The 25,182-nt window shown below is 67.1% G+C and carries 20 protein-coding genes and 1 pseudogene; 10 read left to right on the plus strand and 11 right to left on the minus strand.

All coding sequences use genetic code 11. The annotated features are described in order from the left end of the window. Nucleotides 1-35 precede the first annotated feature (35 nt). The 5 genes from GJG85_RS23755 (at nt 36) to GJG85_RS23775 (ending at nt 6,299) form a co-directional block, all read left to right on the plus strand. Nucleotides 36-1,400 carry a 2-hydroxycarboxylate transporter family protein gene (locus GJG85_RS23755; protein ID WP_204383904.1) on the plus strand — a complete coding sequence of 455 codons (1,365 nt, stop codon included), beginning with the start codon at nt 36-38 and terminating at the stop codon, nt 1,398-1,400. A 215-nt stretch (nt 1,401-1,615) separates the two neighbouring features. After that, complete coding sequence (locus tag GJG85_RS23760) at nt 1,616-3,502, plus strand: ATP-binding protein (protein WP_050017326.1); 1,887 nt, start codon at nt 1,616-1,618, stop codon at nt 3,500-3,502. After that, nucleotides 3,492-4,853, plus strand: a complete 1,362-nt coding sequence (locus tag GJG85_RS23765) for a sigma-54 dependent transcriptional regulator (protein ID WP_050017327.1) — start codon at nt 3,492-3,494, stop codon at nt 4,851-4,853. The genes GJG85_RS23760 and GJG85_RS23765 overlap by 11 nt, the downstream gene beginning before the upstream one ends. Before the next feature lie 25 nt (nt 4,854-4,878). Continuing rightward, a complete protein-coding gene (locus GJG85_RS23770; protein WP_050017328.1) occupies nt 4,879-5,208 on the plus strand; it encodes a DUF3579 domain-containing protein in 330 nt (109 codons plus the stop codon). 239 nt (nt 5,209-5,447) lie between these two features. Next, complete coding sequence (locus GJG85_RS23775; RefSeq protein WP_050017329.1) at nt 5,448-6,299, plus strand: alpha/beta hydrolase; 852 nt, start codon at nt 5,448-5,450, stop codon at nt 6,297-6,299. 93 nt (nt 6,300-6,392) lie between these two features. Here the strand turns inward: GJG85_RS23775 and GJG85_RS23780 are convergent, their stop codons facing one another. Then, a complete protein-coding gene (locus GJG85_RS23780) occupies nt 6,393-6,833 on the minus strand; it encodes a PACE efflux transporter (RefSeq protein WP_027790477.1) in 441 nt (146 codons plus the stop codon). A gap of 101 nt (nt 6,834-6,934) precedes the next feature. Here GJG85_RS23780 and GJG85_RS23785 point away from each other — a divergent pair, with 101 nt between their 5' ends. Beyond that, the gene (locus GJG85_RS23785) at nt 6,935-7,819 is read left to right on the plus strand and encodes a LysR family transcriptional regulator (protein WP_204383905.1); all 885 of its coding nucleotides are present in this window, start codon (nt 6,935-6,937) and stop codon (nt 7,817-7,819) included. A gap of 192 nt (nt 7,820-8,011) precedes the next feature. Here GJG85_RS23785 and opcM read toward each other — a convergent pair whose 3' ends face one another. The 4 genes from opcM to GJG85_RS23805 are packed head-to-tail and all read right to left on the minus strand — an operon-like array spanning nt 8,012 to nt 14,905. Beyond that, entirely contained in the window at nt 8,012-9,553 is a 1,542-nt protein-coding gene (gene opcM / locus GJG85_RS23790) for a multidrug efflux transporter outer membrane subunit OpcM (RefSeq protein ID WP_124555320.1), read from the minus strand. Between the two features lie 10 nt (nt 9,554-9,563). Then, a complete protein-coding gene (ceoB, locus tag GJG85_RS23795; RefSeq protein WP_050017332.1) occupies nt 9,564-12,749 on the minus strand; it encodes a multidrug efflux RND transporter permease subunit CeoB in 3,186 nt (1,061 codons plus the stop codon). A 45-nt stretch (nt 12,750-12,794) separates the two neighbouring features. Further along, a complete protein-coding gene (ceoA, locus tag GJG85_RS23800) occupies nt 12,795-14,012 on the minus strand; it encodes a multidrug efflux RND transporter periplasmic adaptor subunit CeoA (RefSeq protein ID WP_050017333.1) in 1,218 nt (405 codons plus the stop codon). Nucleotides 14,013-14,044: 32 nt separating this feature from the next. Beyond that, nucleotides 14,045-14,905, minus strand: a complete 861-nt coding sequence (locus tag GJG85_RS23805; RefSeq protein ID WP_050017334.1) for an alpha/beta hydrolase — start codon at nt 14,903-14,905, stop codon at nt 14,045-14,047. 174 nt (nt 14,906-15,079) lie between these two features. On the opposite strand from GJG85_RS23805, the gene ceoR reads away from it, so the two are divergent. After that, entirely contained in the window at nt 15,080-16,084 is a 1,005-nt protein-coding gene (gene ceoR / locus GJG85_RS23810) for a putative multidrug efflux transcriptional regulator CeoR (RefSeq protein WP_050017335.1), read from the plus strand. 18 nt (nt 16,085-16,102) lie between these two features. Here the strand turns inward: ceoR and GJG85_RS23815 are convergent, their stop codons facing one another. After that, nucleotides 16,103-16,810, minus strand: a complete 708-nt coding sequence (locus GJG85_RS23815) for a hypothetical protein (protein WP_050017336.1) — start codon at nt 16,808-16,810, stop codon at nt 16,103-16,105. Nucleotides 16,811-17,076: 266 nt separating this feature from the next. After that, on the minus strand, nt 17,077-17,394 hold the full coding sequence (locus GJG85_RS23820) for an H-NS histone family protein (protein ID WP_124555316.1): 318 nt from the start codon (nt 17,392-17,394) through the stop codon (nt 17,077-17,079). A gap of 327 nt (nt 17,395-17,721) precedes the next feature. Here GJG85_RS23820 and GJG85_RS23825 point away from each other — a divergent pair, with 327 nt between their 5' ends. Then, nucleotides 17,722-18,408, plus strand: a complete 687-nt coding sequence (locus GJG85_RS23825) for a response regulator transcription factor (RefSeq protein WP_050017338.1) — start codon at nt 17,722-17,724, stop codon at nt 18,406-18,408. Nucleotides 18,409-18,793: 385 nt separating this feature from the next. Continuing rightward, nucleotides 18,794-19,087: a DUF4148 domain-containing protein gene (locus tag GJG85_RS23830; protein ID WP_089489810.1), complete on the plus strand. Its 294-nt coding sequence runs from the start codon at nt 18,794-18,796 to the stop codon at nt 19,085-19,087. 223 nt (nt 19,088-19,310) lie between these two features. Here GJG85_RS23830 and GJG85_RS23835 read toward each other — a convergent pair whose 3' ends face one another. From GJG85_RS23835 to GJG85_RS23850, 4 genes and pseudogenes are all read right to left on the minus strand, one after another. Next, the gene (locus GJG85_RS23835) at nt 19,311-20,390 is read right to left on the minus strand and encodes a purine nucleoside permease (RefSeq protein ID WP_089489811.1); all 1,080 of its coding nucleotides are present in this window, start codon (nt 20,388-20,390) and stop codon (nt 19,311-19,313) included. A 231-nt stretch (nt 20,391-20,621) separates the two neighbouring features. After that, nucleotides 20,622-20,887 (minus strand): annotated as a pseudogene (locus GJG85_RS23840) (hypothetical protein). Between the two features lie 81 nt (nt 20,888-20,968). Continuing rightward, nucleotides 20,969-22,033: a selenide, water dikinase SelD gene (gene selD / locus GJG85_RS23845; RefSeq protein WP_080334371.1), complete on the minus strand. Its 1,065-nt coding sequence runs from the start codon at nt 22,031-22,033 to the stop codon at nt 20,969-20,971. A gap of 145 nt (nt 22,034-22,178) precedes the next feature. Beyond that, a complete protein-coding gene (locus tag GJG85_RS23850; RefSeq protein WP_050017342.1) occupies nt 22,179-23,687 on the minus strand; it encodes a PLP-dependent aminotransferase family protein in 1,509 nt (502 codons plus the stop codon). 126 nt (nt 23,688-23,813) lie between these two features. On the opposite strand from GJG85_RS23850, the gene GJG85_RS23855 reads away from it, so the two are divergent. Further along, nucleotides 23,814-25,097 carry a 4-aminobutyrate--2-oxoglutarate transaminase gene (locus GJG85_RS23855; protein WP_204383906.1) on the plus strand — a complete coding sequence of 428 codons (1,284 nt, stop codon included), beginning with the start codon at nt 23,814-23,816 and terminating at the stop codon, nt 25,095-25,097. The last annotated feature ends 85 nt before the right edge of the window (nt 25,098-25,182 follow it).

Here is a 25,182-nt window from a genome sequence, read left to right on the forward strand (position 1 = left end):
GCAATGCAGGCATTCCAAACATCAGGAGACACGTCTTGCAGACCTCTATCCATACCCCGTCCCATCCCGAGCCGACTGCGGCAGCCGGTCCCGCCACGCGCGAACGCTTCTGGCCGGAAGGCTGGTGGAAGCTGATGGAGATTCGCATCGGCATCATTCCGCTGCCGGTCTACGTGATCCTGTTCGGGCTGATCGTCGGCTTCGCGGTGACGGGCAAGGTGCCCGGCGAAATCTCGATGGCGATCGCCGTGCTCGCGTTCTTCGGCTTCACCTGCGCGGAACTCGGCAAGCGCCTGCCGCTCTTGCGCAACATCGGCGCGGCCGCGATCTTCGCGACCTTCGTGCCGTCGGCGCTCACGTACTACCACGTGCTGCCGAAGCCGGTGCTGAATCTGACGGTCGAATTCACGAAATCGACCAACTTCCTGTACCTGTTCATCGCGTCGATCATCGTCGGCAGCATCCTGAGCATGGATCGCCGCGTGCTGATCCAGGGCTTCGTGAAGATCTTCATTCCGCTCGCGGCCGGCTCGGTCGCGGCCGCGATCGTCGGCACGGCGGTCGGCACCGCGCTCGGCCTCGGCGCGCGCCACACGCTGCTGTACATCGTCGTGCCGATCATGGCGGGCGGCGTCGGCGAAGGCGCGATTCCGCTGTCGATCGGCTATTCGGAACTGATGCACCTGCCGCAGGGCGAGATGTTCGCGATGGTGCTGCCGCCGGTGATGCTCGGCAGCCTGACCGCGATCATCCTGTCGGGTGCGCTCGACATGCTCGGCAAGCGCCTGCCGCATCTGACCGGCAACGGCCGCCTGCAAGTCGGCGAAAGCGGCGACATGGCGCCGCAAAGCGAAGAGATCCGCGGCCACGTCGACGTCACGCACATCGCGGGCGCCGGCATCACCGCGATCACGCTGTACCTCGTCGGCCTGATGGCGCACAAGCTGTTCGGCCTGCCCGCGCCGGTCGCGATGCTGTTCCTCGCGGTGCTGGTGAAGCTCGCGCGCGCGGTGTCGCCGCCGCTGCAGGAAGGCGCGTTCGTCGTCTACAAGTTCTTCTCGACCGCCGTCACGTATCCGCTGCTGTTCGCGATCGGCGTCGCGATGACGCCGTGGGACAAGCTGACCGCCGCGTTCACGATCGTCAACGTGGTCACGATCGTGTCGACCGTCGCGACGCTGATGGGCACCGGTTTCGTGGTCGGCCGCCTGCTGAAGATGTACCCTATCGACACCGCAATCGTGAACGCCTGCCACAGCGGGCAAGGCGGCACCGGCGACGTCGCGATCCTGACCGCCGCGAACCGGATGCAGTTGATGCCGTTCGCGCAGATCGCCACCCGCATCGGCGGCGCGATCGTCGTCACGGTGACGCTGATCCTGGTCGCGCACTTCGGATAACGCGCGGCCGCGCGCACCGTCGCGCCGGCTGCCTCGCACGCGCCGCCGCCGGCCTTGAGCCGGCGCGCGGCGCGCGTCGTTCCGGGCGGGCGATTGGGACGGCCGGTAGCGGACGGCCGGTAGCGGACGGCCGGTAGCGGACGGCCGGTTGCGGACGGCCGGTGGCGGACGGCCGGTTGCGGACGGCCGGTGGCGGACGGCCGGTAGCGGCTTCGATGAGGGCGAACGTGCAGAAAAGCTTCAAGGGAATCCCGTGGTGGGGCTGGGCATCGGCCGCGGTGCTGTACGTCGGCGTGGCCGGCGCGGCCGTCGATTTCGCATGGGAACGCGCGATCGACGCGCTCGAGGAAGCCGGCGCGCACCGGCTCGACCTGTACGCGTCGAGCCTGAAAAGCGAGCTCGGCCGCTTCGAGATCCTGCCCGGCCTGGTCGCGCGGCAGGACGGCGTGCGCGCGATGCTGAAAGCCGCGCCGAACGACGCACCCGCGCTCGTGCATGCGGTGAACACCTACCTCGAAGCCGTGAATCGCGACGCGGGCAGCGGCGCGGTCGACGTGATCGATCTGCAAGGCGACGTGATAGCCGCGAGCAACTGGAACGAGACGATCAGCTTCGTCGGCACCAACGTGTCGTACCGGCCGTACTTCAAGGACGCGCTCGCGCGCGGCAGCGGCCGCTTCTTCGGCATCGGCACCAACACCGGCGTGCCGGGCGTCTACTTCGCGAGCGCGGTGCGCAGCGACGGCGCGCCGATCGGCGTGGCCGCCGTGAAGATCAGCGTCGACCCGCTCGAATCGGCGTGGCGTGCGCCGGGCGTCGCCGCGCTGGTCGTCGACAGCAACGGCGTGGTCGTGATCTCGACCGAGCCCGCGTGGAAATTCGCCGCGCTGCGCCCGATCACCGCGCAGCAGCAGCGCGACATCCAGGCGTCGCGCCAGTACGCGGGCCGCACCGTCGACGCGCTGCCCTATCGCCGCATCGGCGACCGCAGCTCGGCCGCGTGGTTCGGCACCTTCCCCGATCCGCGCCACGCCGGCCGCACCACGCGCTATCTCGTGATGTCGCGCCCCGCGCCGCAGGGCGGCGATTCGTTGATGGTGCTGCTCGACATCGCGGGCGCGCGGCGCCAGCAGCAGACGGCTTTCGTGTTCGTCACCGGCGCGTTCCTGATCGTCGCGCTGCTGGTCGGCTATGCGATCCAGCGCCGCCGGGCGATCCTCGCGCGGCTGAGCGCGCAGGACGCGCTGCGTCGCGCGAACGACCGGCTCGAACTGACCGTCGCGCAGCGCACGGCCGCGCTGACGGCCGCCAACGAGCGGATGCAGCGCGAGATCGACGAACGCGAGCGCACCGAGCAGCGGCTGCGCGATTCGCAGCAGGAAGTCGTGCACGCGGGCAAGCTCGCGGTGCTCGGGCAGATGGCCGCCGGCCTCACGCACGAGCTGAACCAGCCGCTCGTCGCGATCCGCACGCTGTGCGACAACGCGCGCACATTCTTCGAACGCGGCCAGCCGGCGCCGGCGCTCGCGAATCTCGAACGGGTCGGCAAGCTGGTCGACGGCATGGCCGTGCTCACCGGCGAACTGAAGACCTTCGCGCGCAAGCCCGACGTCGAGCGCGTCGCGGTGTCGCTGAACGAGGCCGTCGCGCATGCGCGGCTCATCTACGATGCGCGGATTCGCGACGAAGGCGTGCGGCTCGACGTGAACATCGCGCCCGGCACGACGGTCTCGGCCGAATCGAGCCAGTTGCAGCAGGTGATCGTGAACCTGCTCGGCAACGCGCTCGACGCGGTGCACGACGCGCCGGTGCGCCGCATCGTCATCGACGCGGCCGGCCCGGACGAGGATGGCCGCGTGCGCTTCACGGTGGCCGACAGCGGCGCCGGCATCGCGCCCGACGTGCTGCCGCACCTGTTCGAGCCATTCGTCACGACCAAACCGCGCGGCCAGGGCCTCGGGCTGGGCCTCGCGATCACGTCGCGCATCGTCGAGGCGTTCGGCGCGAAGATCGCCGCGACGAACCGCGACGAAGGCGGCGCGCAGTTCACCATCGAATTCGCGGCGGCGACGCCGCAACAAAGGACAGAGCATGGAAGATGAGATTCGCGTGCTGGTCGTCGAGGACGACGAGAACGTCCGGATCGGCGTCGAGCAGGCCGTCGCGCTCGCCGGGTTCCCGGTCGACGCGTTCGCGTCGGCCGCCGACGCGCTCGCGCACGTCGCGCCCGGCGCGCCGGTGGTGATCGTGTCGGACGTGCGAATGCCGGGCATCGACGGGCTGCAGCTGCTCGACCGCGTGATGGCCATCGATGCGCAGATTCCGGTCGTGCTGATCAGCGGCCATGCGGACATCTCGACGGCCGTCGGCGCGATGCAGGTCGGCGCGTACGACTTCATCGAGAAACCGTTTTCGTCGGACGTGATCGCCGGCCGCGTCGCGCGCGCAATCGAGAAGCGCCGGCTGACGCTCGAGGTCCAAGGCTTGCGCGCCGCGTTGAACAACTGGCAGGGCATCGAGGCGTTCGTGCTCGGCAAGTCGCCCGCGATGGCCGACGTGCGCAAGAAGATCCTGCGCCTCGCCGATACGTCGGTGTCGGTGCTGATCACCGGCGAGACGGGCACCGGCAAGGAGCTGATCGCGCGCAGCCTGCACGACTTCGGCGGCCGGCGCGACGCGCACTTCGTCGCGCTGAATTGCGGCGGCCTGCCCGAGCAGGTGTTCGAGAGCGAGCTGTTCGGCCACGAGGCCGGCGCGTTTACCGGCGCGATCAAGAAGCGCATCGGCAAGATCGAATGGGCCGATGGCGGCACGCTGTTCCTCGACGAGATCGAGACGATGCCGATCGCGCTGCAGATCAAGATGCTGCGCGTGCTGCAGGAGCGCGTGGTCGAGCGGCTCGGCGCGAACGACCTGATTCCGGTCGACTGCCGCGTGGTGGCCGCGTCGAAGGCCGATCTCGCCGAACTCGCGGCCGACGGGCGTTTCCGTGCGGACTTGCTGTATCGCCTCAACGTCGCGCAGATCGAGCTGCCGCCGCTGCGCGAACGGCGCGAGGACGTGCCGCTGCTGTTCGAGCATTTCGTGCTCGCGGCCGCGCGGCGCTTCGGGCAGCCGGCGCCGGTCGTCACCGCCGCGCAGGTGTCCGAACTGATGACGCACGCGTGGCCCGGCAACGTGCGCGAGCTGCAGAACGTGGCCGACCGCTTCGTGCTCGGGCTGACCGGCGACAGCCTGCTGTCGTCCGGCGGCACGCCGACGGCCGGCAGCACGCTCGCGGAGCAGCTCGCGTATTTCGAGCGGATGCTGATCGAGGACATGCTGCGGCGTCACAACGGCAACGTCGCGGACGCGAGCGAGGCGCTCGGCATGCCGAAGAAAACGCTCTATCACAAGCTGCGCAACCTGCGGATTCCCGCGCGCGGCGACGCGGCGGCCGACGGCGGCGAATGACGCGCACGAGGACACGCACAACAGCATGGATCGCATCGACATCACCGAGCACGGCCGCATCGCCGGCCACCTGATCCGCGGCGTCACGCGCGCGCAGAAAACCTTCCGCCCGAGCGACTGGCCCGAGCGGCTCGCGGGCGTCATCACGCTGTTCGTCGGCGAACGGCGGCCCGGCTATCCGTGCGCGCTGTCGCGGCTCGCGATGCCGGTCGTCGATGGAGGCGTCAAATGCCTGTTCGTGTCCGACGAATTGCGCGCCGTGTGTGCGGATGCGTTCGAGTTCGCGATGCAGTTCGCGGCCGATAATGATTTGCCGGTCGAGCTTCAGCGCGTGCCGGCGTTGACGGTGCGCTGACGCGCCACCCTCCCTTTCTCAATGCAAAGGCGCGTGCGCGCAGGCCGCCGCACGCCCCTTTCGGTGCAGCAATCAATCGTCAGATGATTGAAGGTTTCGATGCATGACCACGCTGCGACAGGGGTTTCCGGCGCAGTCATCAATAAAATTGATCGTGACGATGAAAATTATGCGTTTTCCTTGCAGGTCGCCGTGATGCATAGTTGCGTCGTGTTGACGCACCCTTGAGTCTTTCAGTCATGAACATGCGAATCGAGCCGTCCGTGCTCGCGAACCCCGACCTGCAATTTGCGACGCTTTCGTCAGGCATCAGCCTGCCGTATGTCGAGCGGGGCGGCGGTGCGCCGATGGTGTTCGTGCACGGCTCGCTGTGCGACTACCGCTACTGGGATCCGCAACTCGCGGCGCTGTCGGCCCATTACCGCTGCATCGCGCCGAGCCTGAGCCACTACTGGCCGGCCGTCGAAGCGGGCATCCAGGACGAGTTCAGCTGGCAGAACCACGTCGACGAACTCGCCGAATTCATCGACGCGCTCGATCTCGGCCCCGTGCATCTGGTCGGCCATTCGCGCGGCGGCAGCGTCGCGTTCAACGTTGCGCGCCAGCATCCGCACCTCGTCGAATCGCTGACGCTCGCCGATCCGGGCGGCCCGCTCCAGCAGCCGGGCGTGCGCGAAGCCGCGATGCCGGCCACCGCGATCGCACTGCGCACGAAGGCCGTGAACCTGATCGATCAAGGCGAAGTCGAAGCCGGCCTCGAGATGTTCGTCGATTCCGTGAGCCTGCCCGGCGCGTGGAAGAAAAGCACGTCGCGCTTCCGCACGATGGCGATCGACAATGCGAGCACGCTGCCGAAGCAGCTGCGTGACCCGCTGCCCGCGTATTCGCAGCACACGGCCGGCGATATCGCATGCCGCACGCTGCTGATCGACGGCCAGCGCAGCCCGAAGATGTTCCGCCACAACGTCGACACGTTGTCGCAGTGGATCGGCCATGCGCAACGGCAGACGGTTGCCGGCGCATCGCACGGGATGAATGCGGCGAGCCCCGCGGTGTTCAACCGTTACGTGCACGAGTTCGTCGCCGCGTAACGCGAGCGGGCGGCATACGCGCCGCCCCGTCTTCCTCCCTCTTGCAGAAGCGAAACGGCGTGGGCAGTCCGCATCGTTTCGCATCCGTCTGCATCACGCAGCCGACGCTGCCTTGCGCGTCACCGCATCCGGCAACCCGAACACGCTGTCGAACGCCCAGTTGTACGTGAACGTGAAGATCGGGAAGAACACGATCAGCACCGCGTCGTACAGGAACGCCTGCCATAACGACACGTCGAGCCACCACGCGATCAACGGAATCAGGAACGTCACGAGCGCGACCTGAAACCCGATCGCATGCACGACACGTCGCCCGACAGTGCGCGTCGTTTCGGTGCGCCGCCGCTCCCACGCCTCGAACCCGAGGTTGTACAGAAAATTGACGGTGACGCCCGTCGTCGAGATCATCACGCCGAGCAGCCCGCTCGTCGCCGCACTCGCGCCGCTCAGCATGCCGAGCACCGACGATGCGACGAGGATGCCGAGCACCTCGAACATCACGACGTAGACTATGCGTCTCTTCCATCCTTGCATGACCGGCCACCTTCATATCGAACAAGGTGGCGAGACTACAGCGGGCACTGCGTCCGCAAAAGTCAGGTCCTTTCAATTTTTCTGACAGGAGGCGGCGGACCATGCTGACCAGCGATCACATCGACATGCTGCTGGCCGTCATCGACAAAGGCTCGTTCTCGGCGGCCGCGCGTGCGCTCGGCCGCACGCCGTCGGCGGTCAGCATGGCGATCGCGAACCTCGAGGCCGAACTCGACCTCGTGCTGTTCGATCGCGGCTCGCGCGAGCCGACGCCGACCGCCGCGATGGCCGCGCTGCTGCCCGACGCGCGCGCGATCGCCGAACGGCTGCATGCGCTGCGTGCGCATGCGCAGCACTTGTCGGACGGTGTCGAGGACACGCTTCGGCTCGGGCTCGCGGCCGAAATCGACGGCGCGCCGATTGCGCGCGCGCTGACCGCCGTCGCCGCGAAATATCCGGCGCTCGCGGTCAGCGTCGTCATCGCGCCGCAGGATGCGATCGTCGATGCGCTGCATCGCGGCGCCGTCGATCTTTGCGTCGCGTACGGCGGGCTCGATCTTCATCCGCAGGAACAGATTCACGCGCTGTGGACCGAGACGCTGATCGCGGTCGCCGCGCCCGATCATCCGGCGATTGCCGAAGCCGCGCATCCGGAGGCAATCGAGCGACTGTCGGGGTTCCGGCAGATCGTGATCGCCGATCCCGGGCGACCGCTCACCGACGTGCGCCCGGTGATCGGCAACCGCACGTGGAAGGTGACCGACATGGCGACCGCGATCGCGCTCGTGAAGGCCGGGCATGGCTGGGCGAATTTTCCCGAATCGCTGATCGGCCGGCATGTCGCCGCGCTCGCACCGCTCGTGTTCGCGAACATCCGCAACGGGCTGCCGCTGCCCGTGTATCTGCGCCGGCCGAAGCACTCGGGGCTCGGCAAGGCGGCCGGCGAACTGGTGCGGGCGCTGCGGGCTGAAGGCCACCTAGCTTGATCGGGCGTGCGGCGGGACACGGCCGCACGCTCCGCCCGCCGGTGCCGGGCGAGTTTGACCGTTAGTTGCGATATCAGCTCGACGCACTATGAAAAAACCCCGGTCACGCAGGCCTGAGCCTGCATGCCGGGGTTCTTCGATTCGCGGCCGACGGCCGGGCAACGAATTGCCCGAATCGCCCGCCGCTCACGCTCAGCGCGCAGCCACCTCCGCCTTGCCGGTCGCCGCGTCGCCAACCGCAGCCGGCGCCGGCGCCGGCCCCCACCCGCCGCCCAGCGCCCGGATCAGGTTGACCGTCGATACGGCCTGCGCGCCGGTCAGCTGGTTCGCCTGCAATTGCGACTGCAGCACCGACCGCTCGCTGTCGATCACGTCGAGATAGGCCACTTCGCCTTCCTGATACTGCGTACGCGACAACGTCGCCGCCCGACGCGACGCGTTGACGGCCGCATCCTGCGCGCGGATCTGATCATCGAGCAGACGCAGGTCCGCAAGATTGTCCTCGACCTCGCGGAACGCGACGAGCACCTGCTGCCGGTAGTTCGCGACCTGCTCGTCGTACTGCGCGCGCGCCTGCTGCACACCGGCAGCCCGCCGTCCGCCGTCGAACAGCGGCAACGTCAGCGCGGTGCCGGCGAACGGCCCGAGCAGGAACGTGCGGCTCGACCACAGGAACAGGTTGCCGAGCGTCGATGCTTCATACCCGAACGCCCCGGTGATATCGAGCTTCGGGAAGTACGCCGACTTCGCGAGCCCGATCCGCGCGTTCGCGGCCGCCATCGCGCGCTCGGCCGCCGACACGTCCGGACGCCGTTCGAGCAGCGCGGACGGCAGGCCCGGCGGAATCTTCACCGCGACCGGCACGATCGGCGTTTCCTTGAACGCGAAATCCGCCGGCGCCTTGCCGAGCAGAATGGCCAGCGCATGCTCAGACGCGGCACGCCGACGCGCGACGCCGACCGCATCGGCCTGCGCACTCGCCAACTCGTTCTTCGCGCGCGACACGTCGAGCTCGCTGATGTCGCCTTCGTTGAAGCGACGCTGCACGAGCTTCAGGGCCTGCTCGCGCAACTCCACCGTGCGGCGGTACAGATCCTGATCGGAATCGAGCTGGCGCAGTTCGAAGTAGTTCTGCGCGACGTCGGCCTGCAGCGCGAGCTGCACCGAGCGGAACAGTGCTTCGCTCTGCGCCTGGTCGGCGCGCGACGCCTCGACGTTGCGGCCGACGCGGCCGAACAGGTCGGCTTCGTACGACACCGTGCCCTGCGCGCGCCACAGCGTCGCGTTGGTCGGGCCGGTGCCCTGCGGCTGGAACTGCGACGCCGACGACAGCCCTTCGCGCGTCGGCCCGAACCCGGCGCCGATCTGCGGGAACCATTGCGAGCGCGCGGAACGGGTCGCCGCACGCGCTTCCTCGACCCGCGCGGCCGCGGCCTTCAGGTTCTGGTTCGCGGCGAGCGCCTGCGTCTCGAGCGAATCGAGCACCGGGTCGCCGAACACCTTCCACCATTCGCCGCGATGTTCGTTGTCCGACGGCTCGGCCGTCTTCCACGTGCCGGCCTGCTCGCCCGCGGCGAGGGTCGGCGCTTCCTTGAACGCGGCCGGCGCCGCCGCGTCCGGACGCTTGTAGTCGGGGCCCACCGCGCACGCGGCGAGCAGCGTCGCGAGCAGGGTGCTCGCGGCCGCCACCTTCGCGAAGCGCATCAGGCCGTTCGTGTTGTGCAAGTTATTCATTTTCTGGTCCTCAAGCATCGGGCGCCGGCACGCCGTACCCCGTCGAATCCTTGCCGGCGACGTGGATCTTGCCGCCCGCGAGCGTACGCAGCACGACGTAGAACACCGGCGTCAGCATCAGCCCGAACAGCGTCACGCCGAGCATCCCGAAGAACACCGCGACACCCATCGCATGGCGCATTTCCGAACCGGCGCCGGTCGACGTGACGAGCGGCACCACGCCCATGATGAAGGCGATCGACGTCATCAGGATCGGGCGCAGCCGCAGCCGGCTCGCCTCGATCGCGGCCTCGAGCGGCGTCCTGCCGTCGTGTTCGAGCTCGCGCGCGAATTCGACGATCAGGATCGCGTTCTTCGCGGACAGCCCCACCAGCACCATCAGGCCGATCTGCGTGAAGATGTTGTTGTCGCCCTGCGTGAGCCACACGCCCGTCAGCGCCGACAGAATGCTCATCGGCACGATCAGGATCACCGCGAGCGGCAGCGTCAGGCTTTCATACAGCGCGGCGAGCACGAGGAACACGAGCAGCACGCTGATCGGGAACACATACATCGCCGAATCGCCCGCGAGGATCTGCTGGTACGTGAGGTCGGTCCATTCGAACCGCACGCCGCGCGGCAGCGTCTCGTGCGCGATGCGCTCGACCGCGGCCTGTGCCTGCCCCGACGAGAAGCCGGGCGCCGGGCCGCCGTTGATGTCGGCCGCCGTGTAGCCGTTGTAGCGCACGACCATTTCCGGGCCGAACGTCGGCGTCACCGTGACGAGCGACGACAGCGGCACCATCTCGCCCTTGTCGTTGCGCGTCTTCAGTTGCAGGATGTCGTCCGCGCGCTGGCGGAACGGCGCATCGGCCTGCACACGCACCTGGTACACGCGACCGAAGCGGTTGAAGTCGTTCACGTACAGCGAACCGAGATACACCTGCATCGTGTTGAACACGTCGGTCACCGGCACGCCGAGCTGCTTCGCCTTCACGCGGTCGAGATCGACGTTGAGCTGCGGCACGTTGATCTGGTAGCTCGTGAACAGCGGGCCAAGTTCGGGCGCCTGCTGCGCGCGCTTGATGAAGTCGTTGGTCGCATCCGACAGCTTCGCGTAACCGACCGCGCCGCGATCCTCGATCTGCATCTTGAACCCGCCGAGCGTACCGAGGCCGAGCACCGGCGGCGGCGGGAACACCGCGACGAACGAATCCTTCATCGCGCTGTACTTCTGGTTCAGCGCCCCGGCGATCGCGCCGGCCGACAGCGCCTTGCCGTGCCGTTCCGAGAACGGCTTCAGCGTGACGAACACGATGCCCGCGCTCGAGCTGTTCGTGAAGCCGTTCACCGACAACCCCGGGAACGCGACCGCGCTCTCGACGCCCGGCTGCTTCAGCGCGATCGAGCCCATGTCGCGGATCACCTTCTCGGTGCGGTCGAGCGATGCACCGTTCGGCAGCTGCGCGAACGCGATCAGGTATTCCTTGTCCTGCGCGGGCACGAAGCCGCCCGGCACGACCTTCGACACGAGCACGGTCGCGCCCACCAGCACGAGGTACACGCCGAGCATCAGCGTCTTGCGCGACAGCACGCCGCGCACGCCGCGGCCGTAGTTCTCCGCGCCGCGATGGAACACCTTGTTGAAGCCGCGGAAGAAGCCGCCGAGCACGCGGTTCATCACGCGCGTGAGCCAGTCCTCCTTGTCGCCGTGCCCCTTCAGCAGGATCGCGGACAGCGCCGGCGACAGCGTCAGCGAGTTGAACGCCGAGATCACCGTCGAGATCGCGATGGTCATCGCGAACTGCTTGTAGAACTGGCCGGTCAGGCCCGACATGAACGCGAGCGGCACGAACACGGCGACCAGCGTCAGCGCGATCGCGATGATCGGCCCGCTCACTTCCTGCATCGCCTTGTAGGTCGCCTGCCGCGCGTTCATCCCGCCTTCGATGTTGCGCTCGACGTTCTCGACGACGACGATCGCATCGTCGACCACGATCCCGATCGCGAGCACCATCCCGAACAGCGACAACGCGTTGATCGAATACCCGAACGCGAGCAGCAGCGAGAACGTGCCGATGATCGACACCGGCACCGCGATCAGCGGGATCAGCGACGCGCGCCAGGTCTGCAGGAACACGATCACGACGATCACGACCAGCGCGATCGCTTCGAGCAGCGTGTGCACGACGGCTTTGATCGACGAGCGCACGAACTGCGTCGGGTCATAGACGATCTTGTAGTCGACGCCCGCCGGCATGTCCTGCTTCAGCTCGGCCATCGTCTTGCGTACTTCGTCCGAGATCTGCAGCGAGTTCGCGCCTGGCGACTGGTTGATCGCCATCGCGACGGCCGGCTTGTTGTCGAGCAGCGAGCGCAGCCCGTATTCGGATGCGTCGAGCCCGATCCGCGCGATGTCGCGCAGGTGCGTGACGCCGCCGTCCGGCGTCGTCTTCACGACGATGTCGCCGAATTCGTCTTCCGTCTGCAGACGGCCGCGCGCGTTCACCGACAGCTGCAGCGGCGTGCCGGGCAGCGACGGCGATGCGCCGATCACGCCGGCCGCGACCTGCACGTTCTGCTCGCGGATCGACTGCACGACGTCCTCGGCCGACAGCCCGCGCTGCGCGACCTTCTGCGGATCGAGCCACACGCGCATCGCGTAGTCGCCCGAACCCCACAGCTGCACCTGGCCGACGCCCTGGATCCGCGACAGGCGATCCTTCACGTTGATCAGCGCGTAGTTGCGCAGGTAGGTCATGTCGTAGCGGTTGTCCGGCGAGATCAGGTGGACCACCATCGTCAGCGTCGGCGAGCTCTTCACCGTCGTGATGCCGAGCCGCTGCACGTCTTCCGGCAAACGCGGCAGCGCCTGGTTCACGCGGTTCTGCACGAGCTGCGTGGCCTTGTCCGGATCGGTGCCGAGCTTGAACGTGACGGTGATCGTCATGTTGCCGTCGCTGTTCGCCTGCGACTGCATGTAGAGCATGTCCTCGACGCCGTTGATCTGTTCTTCCAGCGGCGACGCGACCGTCTCGGCGATCACTTTCGGGTTCGCGCCCGGGTACTGCGCCTTCACGATCACGGAAGGCGGCACGACTTCCGGATATTCCGAAATCGGCAGCAGGAACATCGCGATCACCCCGCCGAGCAGGATGATCACCGATAGGACTCCTGCGAAGATCGGCCGGTCGATAAAGAATTTGGAAATGTTCATGGGTTGCTCTGTCTGGTTGAACGCGGATGCGAAGCGGCGCGCCGCTTACGAATCCGCCTTCGCCGGTGCGGCCGGCTTCGCGTTATCCGCGAGCGGCGCGGACGGCTCGTCGCCGCCCGTCATCGGGACCATGTGCGGCTTCACCTGCGCGCCGGGGCGCACGCGCTGCGTGCCGTTCACGACCACGCGATCGCCGGCGGCAAGGCCGCTCACGATCACGCGCCGGTTGCCGTGCTGCATCCCCGGCTGCACTTCGCGGTACGACACGCGCCCCTGCTGATCGACGACGAACACGAACTTCTTGTCCTGGTCGGTGTTGATCGCCGCGTCGTCGACGAGCAGCGCCTCGTGCGGCGCGCTGCCGCCCACCTTCACGCGTGCGTAGAGGCCCGGGACGAGCGTGCCGTCCGCGTTGTCGAAGCGTGCGCGCACGCGGATCGTGCCGGACGACGTGTCGAGCCGGTTGTCGACCGAATCGATCTCGCCGCTGCGCGAGTAGCCGGTTTCGTTCGCGAGGCCGAGCTCGACCGGCACCTTGCGGCCGCTGCGCGCGCCGTTGATGTATTGCAGATAGGTCTGCTCGTCCGCGTCGAACGACGCGTAGATCGGCGACACCGACACCAGCGTCGTCAGCGGCGCGGCCGATGCGCCGGCCGATACGACGTTGCCGAGCGTGATTTCCGCGCGCGACACGCGGCCCGATACCGGCGCCGTGATGCGCGTATAGCCGAGGTTGATGCGCGCCGTTTCCAGCGCGGCTTCGGCGGCCTTCAGGTTCGCGTTCGCTTCGCGCGCCGCGTTCTGCTTCTCGTCGTAGTCGCGCTTCGCGATCGCGTTGTCGCCGATCAGCCGCTGCGCGCGCTGCCAGTCGGTCTGCGCATAGCCGTTGCGCGCCTGCGCGGCCGCGAGTTGCGCGGCCGCGCGGTCGACTTCCGCCTGGTACGGGCGCGGGTCGATCACGAACAGCACGTCGCCCTTCTTCACGAGCGCGCCGTCCTTGAAGTTCACCGCGACGATCGTGCCCGACACCTGCGGGCGCACGTCGACTTTCTCGACCGCCTCGAGGCGGCCCGAATAGCTTTGCCAGTCGGTGACGGTCTGCGGCACGACGGTCGCAACGTCGACTTCGGGCAGCGGCGCCGCCGCTTTCTCGGGGGCGTTCGCGTTCACGCGCATCGCGCCGAACGTGCCGAGGCCGACGACGGCGAGCGTGACGATCGCCGCGGTCGCGATTCGGGAGCGGGAGGTGCGTAGGATGGCCATGTGGATCTCCGGTAAGCGTGGATTGGTTCTGGTTATTCGGAACGGTTCGGCTGGCGCGCCTGGAAGCGGCACTGAAAGAAGCGCACGGCTTCCTCGAATGCGGCTTCGTGCGTGGCGAGCGCGGCGTGCGTGATGTCCGGATAGCGGATCACCTGCGTGAGCACGCCCGACGAGATCAGGCAGCCCGCATATTTCTCCGCCTCGACGTGCAGCACGTCGTTCTGCGCGGTGACGACGAGCGTCGGCGGCAGCCCCGCGAGGCGCACCGACTCGATCGGCGCCGCGTACGGGTGCATGCGCTGCGCCGCCTGCGGCAGATATGCGCGATAACAGGCCGCGCATTCGCGCGCGGTGATGTCGGACGCGAGGCGCTCGGCGTCGCCGATGCGCGTCATGCTCGGATCGAGCATCGGCCCGAACAGCGCCTGCGCAGCGATCGACACTTCGCCGCGGTCGCGGGCGATGAAGGCCAGGCAGTTCGCGAGCTGGCCGCCCGCGTCGTGCCCGGCCACGCCGATCTTTTTCGGGTTGCCGCCGAACGCGCGGGCGCGCGTCGCGGCCCACACGGCGGCGCGATACGCATCCTCCGGCGCGGCCGGAAAAGGAAAGGCCGGCGCGAGCGAATAATCGACCGACACTACGAGAGCTGGTAAGCGTTCTGCTAAAAAGCGCGCGGCGAAATCCGCGTCTTCGAGCGAACCGCGGACGAAGCCGCCGCCGTGGAAATAAAGCACTACCGGCAGCCCGGTCTTGTCCGGACGGCGGTAGAGGCGCAGCACGATGTCCTGCGCGTAGCCGGGAATTTCCACTTCGGCAACCGTCAGCGCCGCGCCCGCTATGGCTTGAGCGGGCAGCGCGGCTTTCAGGAATTTGCTGAATTCAGAAGCGTCCATGACGATGCAGCGTCCATTTCGAGATGGAACGAATTCTGAGTCCGGCAGACATTGGGATAAATGCCTATAATCCGGCAACACAATTCAACGCCCCCGAACAATCCGAGGCTGCGTTTACCCACGAGGTAGCGCAGCCTTCTTGTTCCGGCGGCAAATTAAATTGCGGAGGTTGTGATGGACCGGCTTCAGGCCATGCAGGTGTTTACTCGCGTCGTCGATACAAGCAGCTTCACCAAGGCAGCAGAAACGCTCGGCTTGCCGCGGGCGTCCGTCACGACGATCATCCAGAATCTCGAAGCCTTCCTCGGCGTGCGGCTGATGCACCGGACCACGCGCCGGCTGTCGCTCACGCCGGACGGCGCCGCGTACTACGAACGATGCGTGCGAATCCTCGCGGACGTCGAGGAAACCGAAGCAAGCTTCCAGGCCAACAACCGGAAGCCGCACGGAAAGTTGCGTATCGACATGCCGGGCTCGATCGGGCGGCTGCTCGTGATTCCGTCGCTGTGCGAATTCCATACGCGCTATCCGGACATCGACCTGCAACTCGGCCTGTCCGACCGGCCGGTCGACCTGCTGCAGGAAGGCGTCGACTGCGTGATCCGCGTCGGCGCGCTGCAGGACTCGTCGCTCGTTGCGCGCCGCGTCGGCCTGTTCGAATGCGTGACGGTCGCGTCGCCCAACTATCTCGAGCACCACGGCGAGCCGCAGACGATCGACGACCTCAGCCAGCACAAGGCCGTCAACTACTTCTCGAGCCGCACGGGCCGCACGATCGACTGGACGTTCCTGATCGATGGCAAGGAAGTCGAGATGAAGATGGAGGGCATCGTGTCGGTGAACGACGCCGACGCGTACGTGACGTGCGGAATCGAGGGCTTCGGGCTGATCCAGCCGCCGCTGTTCATGGTGCTGCCGCACCTGCGCGAAGGCCGGCTCAAGGAAGTGCTGCCCGGCGTCAAGCCGCTGCCGATGCCGATCTCGGTCGTGTATCCGCACAGCCGCCATCTGTCGCCGAAGGTGCGCGTGTTCGTCGACTGGATTGCCGAAGTGTTCGACCGCTGCCCGCTACTGAGCGGCAAGGGCAGCCTCGACGCGACGTGCAGCAAGCGGACGTTCGAGGAAGCCGAACGCGCGCCGGTGCTCGATACGCCGGTCATCAACGAGTGGGTTGCCTGAACGCGGCGCACCGCCGCGTCACTTCGCCCGCCAGTTGCGGATGAACGCGCCCACCTGCACGTGACGCGCGACGCGGCCGGGTCGCACCTCGTGCGCCAGCAACCGCGCGAACGCGTCGCGCTGCGTGTTCACATGCCGCGCGCAATGGCGATCGACCACCGCGATCTGGTGTTTCAGGAACGCGATCGTCTGCACGATGCCGTTGCGCACGCTCCCGTGACACAACGTCAGCAGTTGATATTCCGCGATCTGCATGCGCGCCAGTTGACGTCGGCGCTGAACCAGCGCCTGCACGTGCCCCAGTTGCGGATCGGACAGCGGCTCGACGAGGCGCCCGCCCGACGGATGCCGGTTCAGCGCATCGGCGAGCGCCGCCAGCACGCGTGCCCGCGCCCCTTTTCCGTCGAGCGGTAGCGTCACCGAATCCGGGAGCCAGTCCCGCGCCTGTTGCGGCTTGACGATGGCGAGCGGCAATCGCAGCGCCTGAAGCGCACACGCCACTTCATGCTCGGCCCCGCCGGCCGACTCCAGCACGATGAGCGCCGGCGCCCACGCGACGATCCCATCGGCCAGCGACTCGATGCCGAACGTCTCGTTCCGGTAACCGAAAATCACGCTCAGCGACGAAATACATATCTCGAGCGTCTCGTGCGCCACGCCGATACCCACGCACACGGGTGCGGGTGCCAGCCCCGGTTGATGCCGACCGGCCGTTCCATTGTTCATACGCATTTCCCCTCGCTACCGACCCGTATCCCGCCCGCTTGCCGGCAGGACCTTGGTCAGTTCCACGAAATGTCACACTACGGATGTAATATATTTGTATTGGAAACCGGTTCCATTCATGATGGTAATCGGGCCATAGCAAGTCAACCCACCGACCGGCGATCGCGCTGTCGGTGACCGGCCTGCGAGGCGGGCGGGACGCACGGGGAAACATCAGCGTTACCGCACCGCCGGAACCCACATGCCGATTCATCGTTCATACGAGATCAGGAGTACTCAGGTTGATTCGAATCGACAGGCGGCGCATCGATCGCGAACCGGCTTCGATCCTGACCGCGTATCCATGCCGGTTCACGGCCGACGCCGGACCACGTCTGTCCGGTCTCCGGATTGAAGTATTTCGCGCGACGCTTTCTTCCGGGCGTACCGCCGTCGCCCGAAAAAATCTCCTGCGGCGTGAAACCGAACTCTTCGATGCAACGTCGCACTTCGGTCAATACCGTCGCTGCAATGGCAAGACGCTCCCGCTCCAGCTGGGCCTCGAGCAGCGCCTTCTTTTCCACAAACGACTTGTAAATCAACATGCATGCCCCCTGGATCGCTCATTCCTGTCGTGCGCCGGCCTGCTACCGGCACGACCAAGCGTAATCGAGCCATTCACGGACATTGACAACCTTTGTCAACAAAGAGACCAAACCTCGCGCCTTCCATAAACCGAAAAATGATCAATAGCACTAACTTAACGAATTCCACACGTTCAAAATCGTTGACAATTTTTCCGACGCATCGAGACGAATATCGCGGCAAATTACGTGCTGTCGATCGTCGCGTGCGTGAGCCGGATCTCCCTTTCCCGCCCGGACGCTCGACACGGCCCGATCGTTACGATCAACATCGAAGGAGTACGTAACATGAACGTTCTCTATCTCGAGGACGATCCCGCCTATGTGGAGTTGATCACGTCGACACTGGAAACGGCAGGCTATCGCGTGCATGCAGTCAGCAACGGAAATCAGGCGATTCGCCATCTGGAGAGTTCGGTGGTCGATCTACTGATTCTCGACTGGCGGGTGCCCGGCATGTCCGGATTCGAAGTGCTCCAATGGACACGCGAGCGCATCGGGGGCCGTCTGCCGATCCTGTTCCTGACACAACGCGCGCGCGACGATGAAGTCTTCTCCGCGATCAACGCGGGCGCCGACGACTACATGGTCAAGCCGATCAATCAGTTCGAGCTGCTGGCGCGCGCCAACGCGCTGCTCAGGCGCGCGTATCACGGCGGCGCCGGCCGGCACGACACGCTCAGGCTCGGCAGCTATCTGATCGACACGCGAACGCGAACCGTGCTGCTGCATGGCGCGCCGGTCAAGCTGACGCCGCGGGAATTCGATCTCGCCGTGCTGCTGTTTCGCAATCCCGGGCGGATCATGCCGCGCGACGCGCTGATTCGCTCGCTCTGGGGCCGCGACATGGCTGGCGTGTCGCGCAGCCTCGACACGCATATCTACCGGCTGCGGATGAAGCTCGCGCTGCAGCCGTCGAACGGCGTGCGCCTCAGCGCGGTCTATACGCTGGGCTACAGGCTCGAAGCGATCTGATTCGCCGTCCCATCATCGCGTACCGCAGCCGGCCGTTCCCGTCGACACGATGCGCGATGAACGGCGCGCGCCGCGGCATCCTGACACCGTACGCAATGGACTGTTGCTGAACACGCGCCGATCGTCGCGGCGCGTTCCGGCGGACCTGCCGTATCTCGCTGTCGGCGCCGCCGGGCAAGGCTGCGCGCATGTCCTCACTGCGTGTGCGGATTCCAATTGTTCCTGTACAGCGACAATTCAATTCGCGTCTGCCGCATTTATCGCGACGGAACGGACACCTAGAGTAAACCCTGTCGCGCACCTCGTTGCGCATCGAACAGATCCCGCCTGGCGGGACCGGAGTCAGCGCTCGGGCGCCAGCTCCGACATCTCTAGGAGTTACGCCATGAACCGCCGCCATCTTCTCTCGGCCCTCGCTCTCACACTTGCCGTGTCCGCACCGGCCTTTGCCGACTCGGGCACCCCGCACGCCGGCGACTACGCCAACACGTCGTGGTACTCGCAACACAACGGCCCGCGTACGCGCGCCGAAGTCAGCGCGGAAGTCGAGCAGGCACGCAAGGACGGCACGCTCGCGTACCTGCGCAAGGCGACCTCGTATCCGCAAGGGCTCGAACTCGCCGAAGGCCCGTATCGCCCGATGCCGGAAGGCAACCAGCTCGCCGGCGGGGGCCGGTAAACGCGCGACGCCGCGCAGCGGGTTGCCCCGTGCGCGGCGTCTCGAACGACCTTATCGACGACTTTGCTGAATCAGTGAGTTACAGGAGCACATGATGAACGATCAACTTCCTTCGCCGCTCGATCACTGGGACGACACCACGCCGGTGTGGACGCCGTTCCGTTCCGGGCCGCAATCGCATTAAGGCTCGCGTCGACGCGTCGCTGATACCGTCCTGCGGCGATCAACGACGCGGCACCCCATCACGCCATTCGCCCCAGTGCGTGACGATGTCCTGCACCAGCGGATTGCCGGCGCGATACAGGTTTTCGGTCGCGGGCGCGAAGCCGCCTTGATCCGCGTAGTTCAGCAGGTTGTCGGCGCTCGTCTGCCCCGCATACGGCCGGTCGAAGTCGGACCCCGTGCGCAGCACCGCCACGCGCGACAGGTCGACCCGCTTCACGCTCGCCGCGCGCTTGAGCGCTTCGAACGTCGCGTTGTCTTCCTGCGCGGTCATGCAGTAGGTGCCCTTGCCGTCCGTCAGGATCTTGGTCCACTGGCGCGCGCGCTCGCCGATCAGCGTGCCCGAGAACCACGTGTTGCCCGATGACGTGTCGCACTGGATCACCGTCGGCGGCCGGTTCGCCGGCGCATACGTGAACTTCGCGCGCGCGGCCTGCGCCTGTGCGCTGTCGGCGAGCACGACGTTGCGCGACAACGCATACGCGGCATCGGTCAACTGCGGGTTGAGCTGGAACACTTCGGTGCGATAGTCGAGCGGCGGCTTGTCGCTCGGGCTCTTCGTGTTGATGCCGAGGAAGCCGGTGTTCCACCCGGCCGGAATCTCGCGCGCATCGAGCTCCCACTGCAGACTGAAATCGACGAGGTATTTCGACCACGCGGCCGACCCGACCGTGCCCTGTGCAGGGTCGACGCCCGCGATGCCCGAGACCAGGAAATACGTGCGGCGCAGATCGAAGCGTTGCGAGAACGTGAGCGCCATGATCGTCGCCGACGCATTCGCATAGCCCATGCCGGTCGTCACCACGCATACGTCCTGCTTGTTGCAGTGGACGGCCGGATAGTCGGGCGACAGGCCGGGCACGGCGATGTCGCGCCACGGGCCGAGCCGGTCGAGCCACGCCTGGCCTTCCGGGCCGAACATCGTGATGATCATGACCTTGACCGGGCGGCCATGCGAGCCGGTCTCGGCGAATGCGGCGTTGCCTGCGTCGTTGCCCTGATTGTCCTGCGCGATCGATGGCGCGGTCGCACAGGCGGCGAGCGAGAATGCAGCGGCGGAAAGAATGGAGCGAGTCAGCATCGGCGTTCCTTGTTTCGATGGTGTGGGGTGAGAACGGCTGTCGGAGACTGCGCGAGGGAGTATAGAACGGGCGTGCGCGATGCGGAACCCGACTACGAAACGACGGGTGGTGTTTCGTGCGAACGAACGCATGTTGCGTGATCGAAAATCGTACGTTCGCCGCGGCCTTTCAAACATCAGGAATGCTATCGGGTTCTTCGCCACGCGCGACGTCGGCCGTCTCTCGCCGCACTACACGCGCATCAACCCCGCGACGCCGTAACCGAGCACGACGAATGCGGCGACCACGTGGCTCGCCGCGAGCCACCCCGGCGATTTCACGAAGCGCCCGATCGCGCTGCCGCCGAACGCGAACACGAGCTGCCCCGCGAGGCTGCCCGCAAACACGCACGCTGCGCCGAGCAGCCAGTGCCGGCGCGCATGCCGTAGTTCGCGATCATCAGTGCGACGGGCCCGACCGACAGCGCGATCATCAGCCCGAACAGGAAGTCGTTCATCGGTCGTCGAAGGCATCAATACCGTCGATGGAAGGCATCGATTCCAGCGACGTCGAAACGATCCGGCGTGTGAATCCGGAATCAGGCGACGTCGACGCGCGCAGGCCCGTCCACCATCTCGCCGATCACGGCCGCGCGGTCGAAACCGTCGGCGCGGAAGCAGGCGAGCACGTCGTCGACCGCTTCCGGTGCACACGCGACCAGCAGCCCGCCGGACGTCTGCGGATCGGTCAGCAGCGCCTGCGCGACGGGCGGCAGCCCGTCGGCGAGCCGCACGTCCGTGCCGTACGCGGCCCAGTTGCGGCCCGACGCGCCGGTGAACACGCCGTCGGCAACGAACGTCTCGACGCCCGCGAGCCACGGCAGCGACGCGTAGTGCACGCGCGCGGTGAGCTGCGCGCCGCGCGCCAGTTCGAGCGTATGGCCGAGCAACCCGAAGCCGGTGACGTCGGTCAGCGCATGCACGCCCGGCAACGCGGCGAGTTCGGCGCCCGGCCGGTTGAGCTTCGTTGTAGTCGCGACCATTTGCGCGTAGCCGTCGGCATCGAGCTGGTTCTTCTTCAGCGCGGCCGACAGCACGCCGACGCCGAGCGGCTTGCCGAGCACGAGCACGTCGCCCGCGCGCGCGGCCGCGTTGCGCTTCACGCGCGACGGATGCACGACGCCGATCGCCGCGAGCCCGTAGATCGGCTCGACCGAATCGATCGAATGGCCGCCGGCGACCGGAATGCCGGCCTCCGCGCACACCGATTCGCCGCCGCGCAGCACGGCCGCGATCGTCTCGTGCGGCAGTACGTTGATCGGCATGCCGACCAGCGCGAGCGCGAGAATTGGCTTGCCGCCCATCGCATAGACGTCGGACAGCGCATTGGTGGCCGCGATACGGCCGAAGTCGAACGGATCGTCGACGATCGGCATGAAGAAATCGGTGGTGGCGACGATCGCCTGCTCGTCGTTGAGCCGGTAGACGGCCGCGTCGTCGGACGTCTCGGTGCCGACCAGCAGATCGGGGAACAGCGCGGGCGGCGTCGCGCGCTTGAGCAGCTCGGACAGCACGCCCGGCGCGATCTTGCAGCCGCAGCCGCCCCCGTGCGACAGGCTCGTGAGGCGCGGAACGGCAGGCTGGGCTTGGGTGGCTTCGGTCATCGTCGGCATCCGGTGAATAACAACGTTCTATTATCGACAATTCGGCGCGAGCGCGCCCGATACGCACTCCACGTTGCGGAGAGAATCGCGCTTCGACCGGCCTTTGACGGAATCGCAACGCGTCGATATCGCTTGTGCTCACCCGTCAAGCCAGCGCAACGGCCCCGCCGAACGCCCGCTCGTCGATCGCCTCGGCAAGCGTCGCGAACGCGGTCGCGATCTCGTCTTCCGGCACGCACGCATAGCCGAGCAGCAATCCCGATGCAGCGCGCGAGCGATCCGCGTAATACCCGGACAGCGGCCGCACGACGATGTTGCGCTCGAGCGCCGCCTGCGCGACCGCGCGATCGTCGACGCCATCGGGCAATTGCGTGACCAGATGCAGCCCCGCGTCGCTGCCGAGCGCGTGCAGCGTATCGCCGTAGCGGCGCGCGACCGCGTCGAGCAGCACCTCGCGGCGTTGCCCGTACAGCGTGCGCATCTTGCGGATATGCGACACGAAATGCCCTTCCGCGATGAATTCGGCGAGCACCGCCTGCTGCAGCAACTGCCCTTCGCGATACAGCTCGGCGCTCGCGGTCGCGAAACTCTCCGCGAGCGGCTCCGGCGCGACCAGATAACCGACCCGCAGCCCCGGGAACAGCGTCTTGCCGAAACTGCCGACGTAGATCACCTGCCCGGCCGTGTCGAGGCCCTGCAGCGACGCGAGCGGCCGGCTCCCATAGCGGAATTCGCTGTCGTAGTCGTCCTCGATGATCCAGCAGCCGTGCTGGCGCGCGTATTCGAGCAGCATCCGCCGCCGCGCGAGGCTCATCACCATCCCGAGCGGATACTGGTGCGACGGCGTGACGAGCATCAGCTTCGGCGGCTCGGCCAGATCGGCCGCCGACGGCGCGATGCCTTCGTCGTCGACCGGAATCGGCCGCGTGGTCAGCCCCGACACGTTCAGCACGCTGCGCACGCCCCAGTAGCACGGATCTTCGGTCCAGATCGCGTCGCCCGGGTCGGTCAGCAGGCGCACCGCGAGGTCGATCGATTGGTGGATGCCGGTCGTGATCACGATCTGCTCGGGCGTGCAGCGCACCGAGCGCGACGTGCGCAGGTAGTCGGCCAGCGCCTCGCGCAGCAGCGCGAGCCCGCCGCCGGGCGCGTAGGTCAGCAGGTCCGGGCGCAGGCGGCGCCAGTACTTGTTGTGCAGCCGCGTCCACACGCGCGCCGGAAAGCGCGACACATCGGGCACGCCCGGCATGAACGCGCCGCCCTGGCGCTTCGACACGCCGGCCCCTTCGACGAGCCGCGTGCCGCGCGCGGACAGCCGCCGCGCGGACGGCGTCGCGACGGCCGGGCCGGCCGCCGCGTCGGACGGCGCGCCGACGATCTCGTCCGGCGCGCTGTCGGCGACGAAGGTGCCGCGGCCCGTCGCCGAGTTCACATAGCCTTCAAGCGCAAGCTGTTCGTAAACCTGCGTGACCGTGTTGCGCGCGATCCCGAGCTCGGCGGCCAGCAGCCGCGACGACGGCACGCGCGTGCCGGCCGGCAGTTCGCGCGACAGGATCGCCTGTTGCAGCAGGCGATGCAGCTGCCGGTAGATCGGCTGTTCGCCGCCGCGCACGAGGCGCTGCGCCAGCCAGTCCGACAACACGCTTGCGCGCATGATTGGCTCCTGAATATTTATTGAAATGGCTCTGATTGCCAGAGCCAAATGTGATTATAGTCGCCTCCATGGGCTGCCCAGGCGCCCGATTTCCTACCCACCGGACAGAGCATCAAGGAGATGACCGTGAAGAATGCCGACCTGCAGGCCCGCAAGAACGCCGCCACCCCGCGCGGCGTCGGCGTGATGTGCGATTTCTACGCAGCCCGCGCCGAGAACGCGGAGCTGTGGGACGTCGAAGGCCGCCGCTTCATCGATTTCGCCGCCGGCATCGCGGTGCTGAACACAGGCCACCGCCACCCGAAGATCGTCAAGGCGATCGCCGATCAGCTGAACCACTTCACGCACACCGCCTACCAGATCGTCCCGTACGCGTCGTACGTCGAGCTGGCCGAGAAGATCAACGAGCGCGCGCCGGGCGACTTCCCGAAGAAGACCGCGTTCTTCACGACCGGCGCCGAAGCCGTCGAGAACGCGATCAAGATCGCGCGTGCGGCCACCGGCCGTCCGGGCGTGATCGCGTTCTCGGGCGGCTTCCACGGCCGCACGATGATGGGCATGGCGCTGACCGGCAAGGTCGCGCCGTACAAGCTGAACTTCGGCCCGTTCCCGGGCGACGTGTTCCACGCGCCGTACCCGAACGCCGTGCACAGCGTGACGACGGCCGACTCGATCAAGGCGATCGAGATGCTGTTCAAGGCCGACATCGATCCGAAGCGCGTCGCCGCGATCATCTTCGAACCGGTCCAGGGCGAAGGCGGCTTCAACCCGGCGCCGGCCGAATTCGTGCGCGCGTTGCGCAAGATCTGTAACGAACACGGCATCCTGCTGATCGCCGACGAAGTGCAGACGGGCTTCGCGCGTACCGGCAAGCTGTTCGCGATGCAGCACTACGACGTGCTGGCCGACCTGATCACGATGGCGAAGAGCCTCGCGGGCGGCATGCCGCTGTCGGGCGTCGTCGGCCGTGCGGACGTGATGGACGCAGCGGCTCCCGGCGGCCTCGGCGGCACCTACGCGGGCAACCCGCTGGCCGTCGCATCGGCGCACGCGGTGCTCGAGATCATCGACGAAGAGAAGCTGTGCGAGCGCGCGACGCAGCTCGGCGACGTGCTGAAGGCGAAGCTGAACGCGCTGCAGGCCGACGTGCCGCAGATCGCCGACGTGCGCGGCCCGGGCGCGATGATCGCGGTCGAATTCCTGAAGCCGGGTTCGGGCGAGCCGGATGCCGAATTCACGAAGCGCGTGCAGACGCGTGCGCTCGAGCGCGGGCTGCTGCTGCTCGTGTGCGGCGTGTACTCGAACGTCGTGCGCTTCCTGTTCCCGCTGACGATCCCGCAAGCCGTGTTCGACGAAGCGCTCGTGATCCTCGAGGAAGTGCTGAAGGAAACGGTCGGCGTGCCGGCCTGAGTGCCCGTCCGCTTCCACTGAATGCGCCGCCGCCGTCGTGAAGACGGCGGCGGCCGTTTTCATCCGTCCTTTTCATAGCAGGCGA

This window comes from Burkholderia sp. MS389 (assembly GCF_016899425.1).
Lineage (GTDB): Bacteria > Pseudomonadota > Gammaproteobacteria > Burkholderiales > Burkholderiaceae > Burkholderia > Burkholderia sola.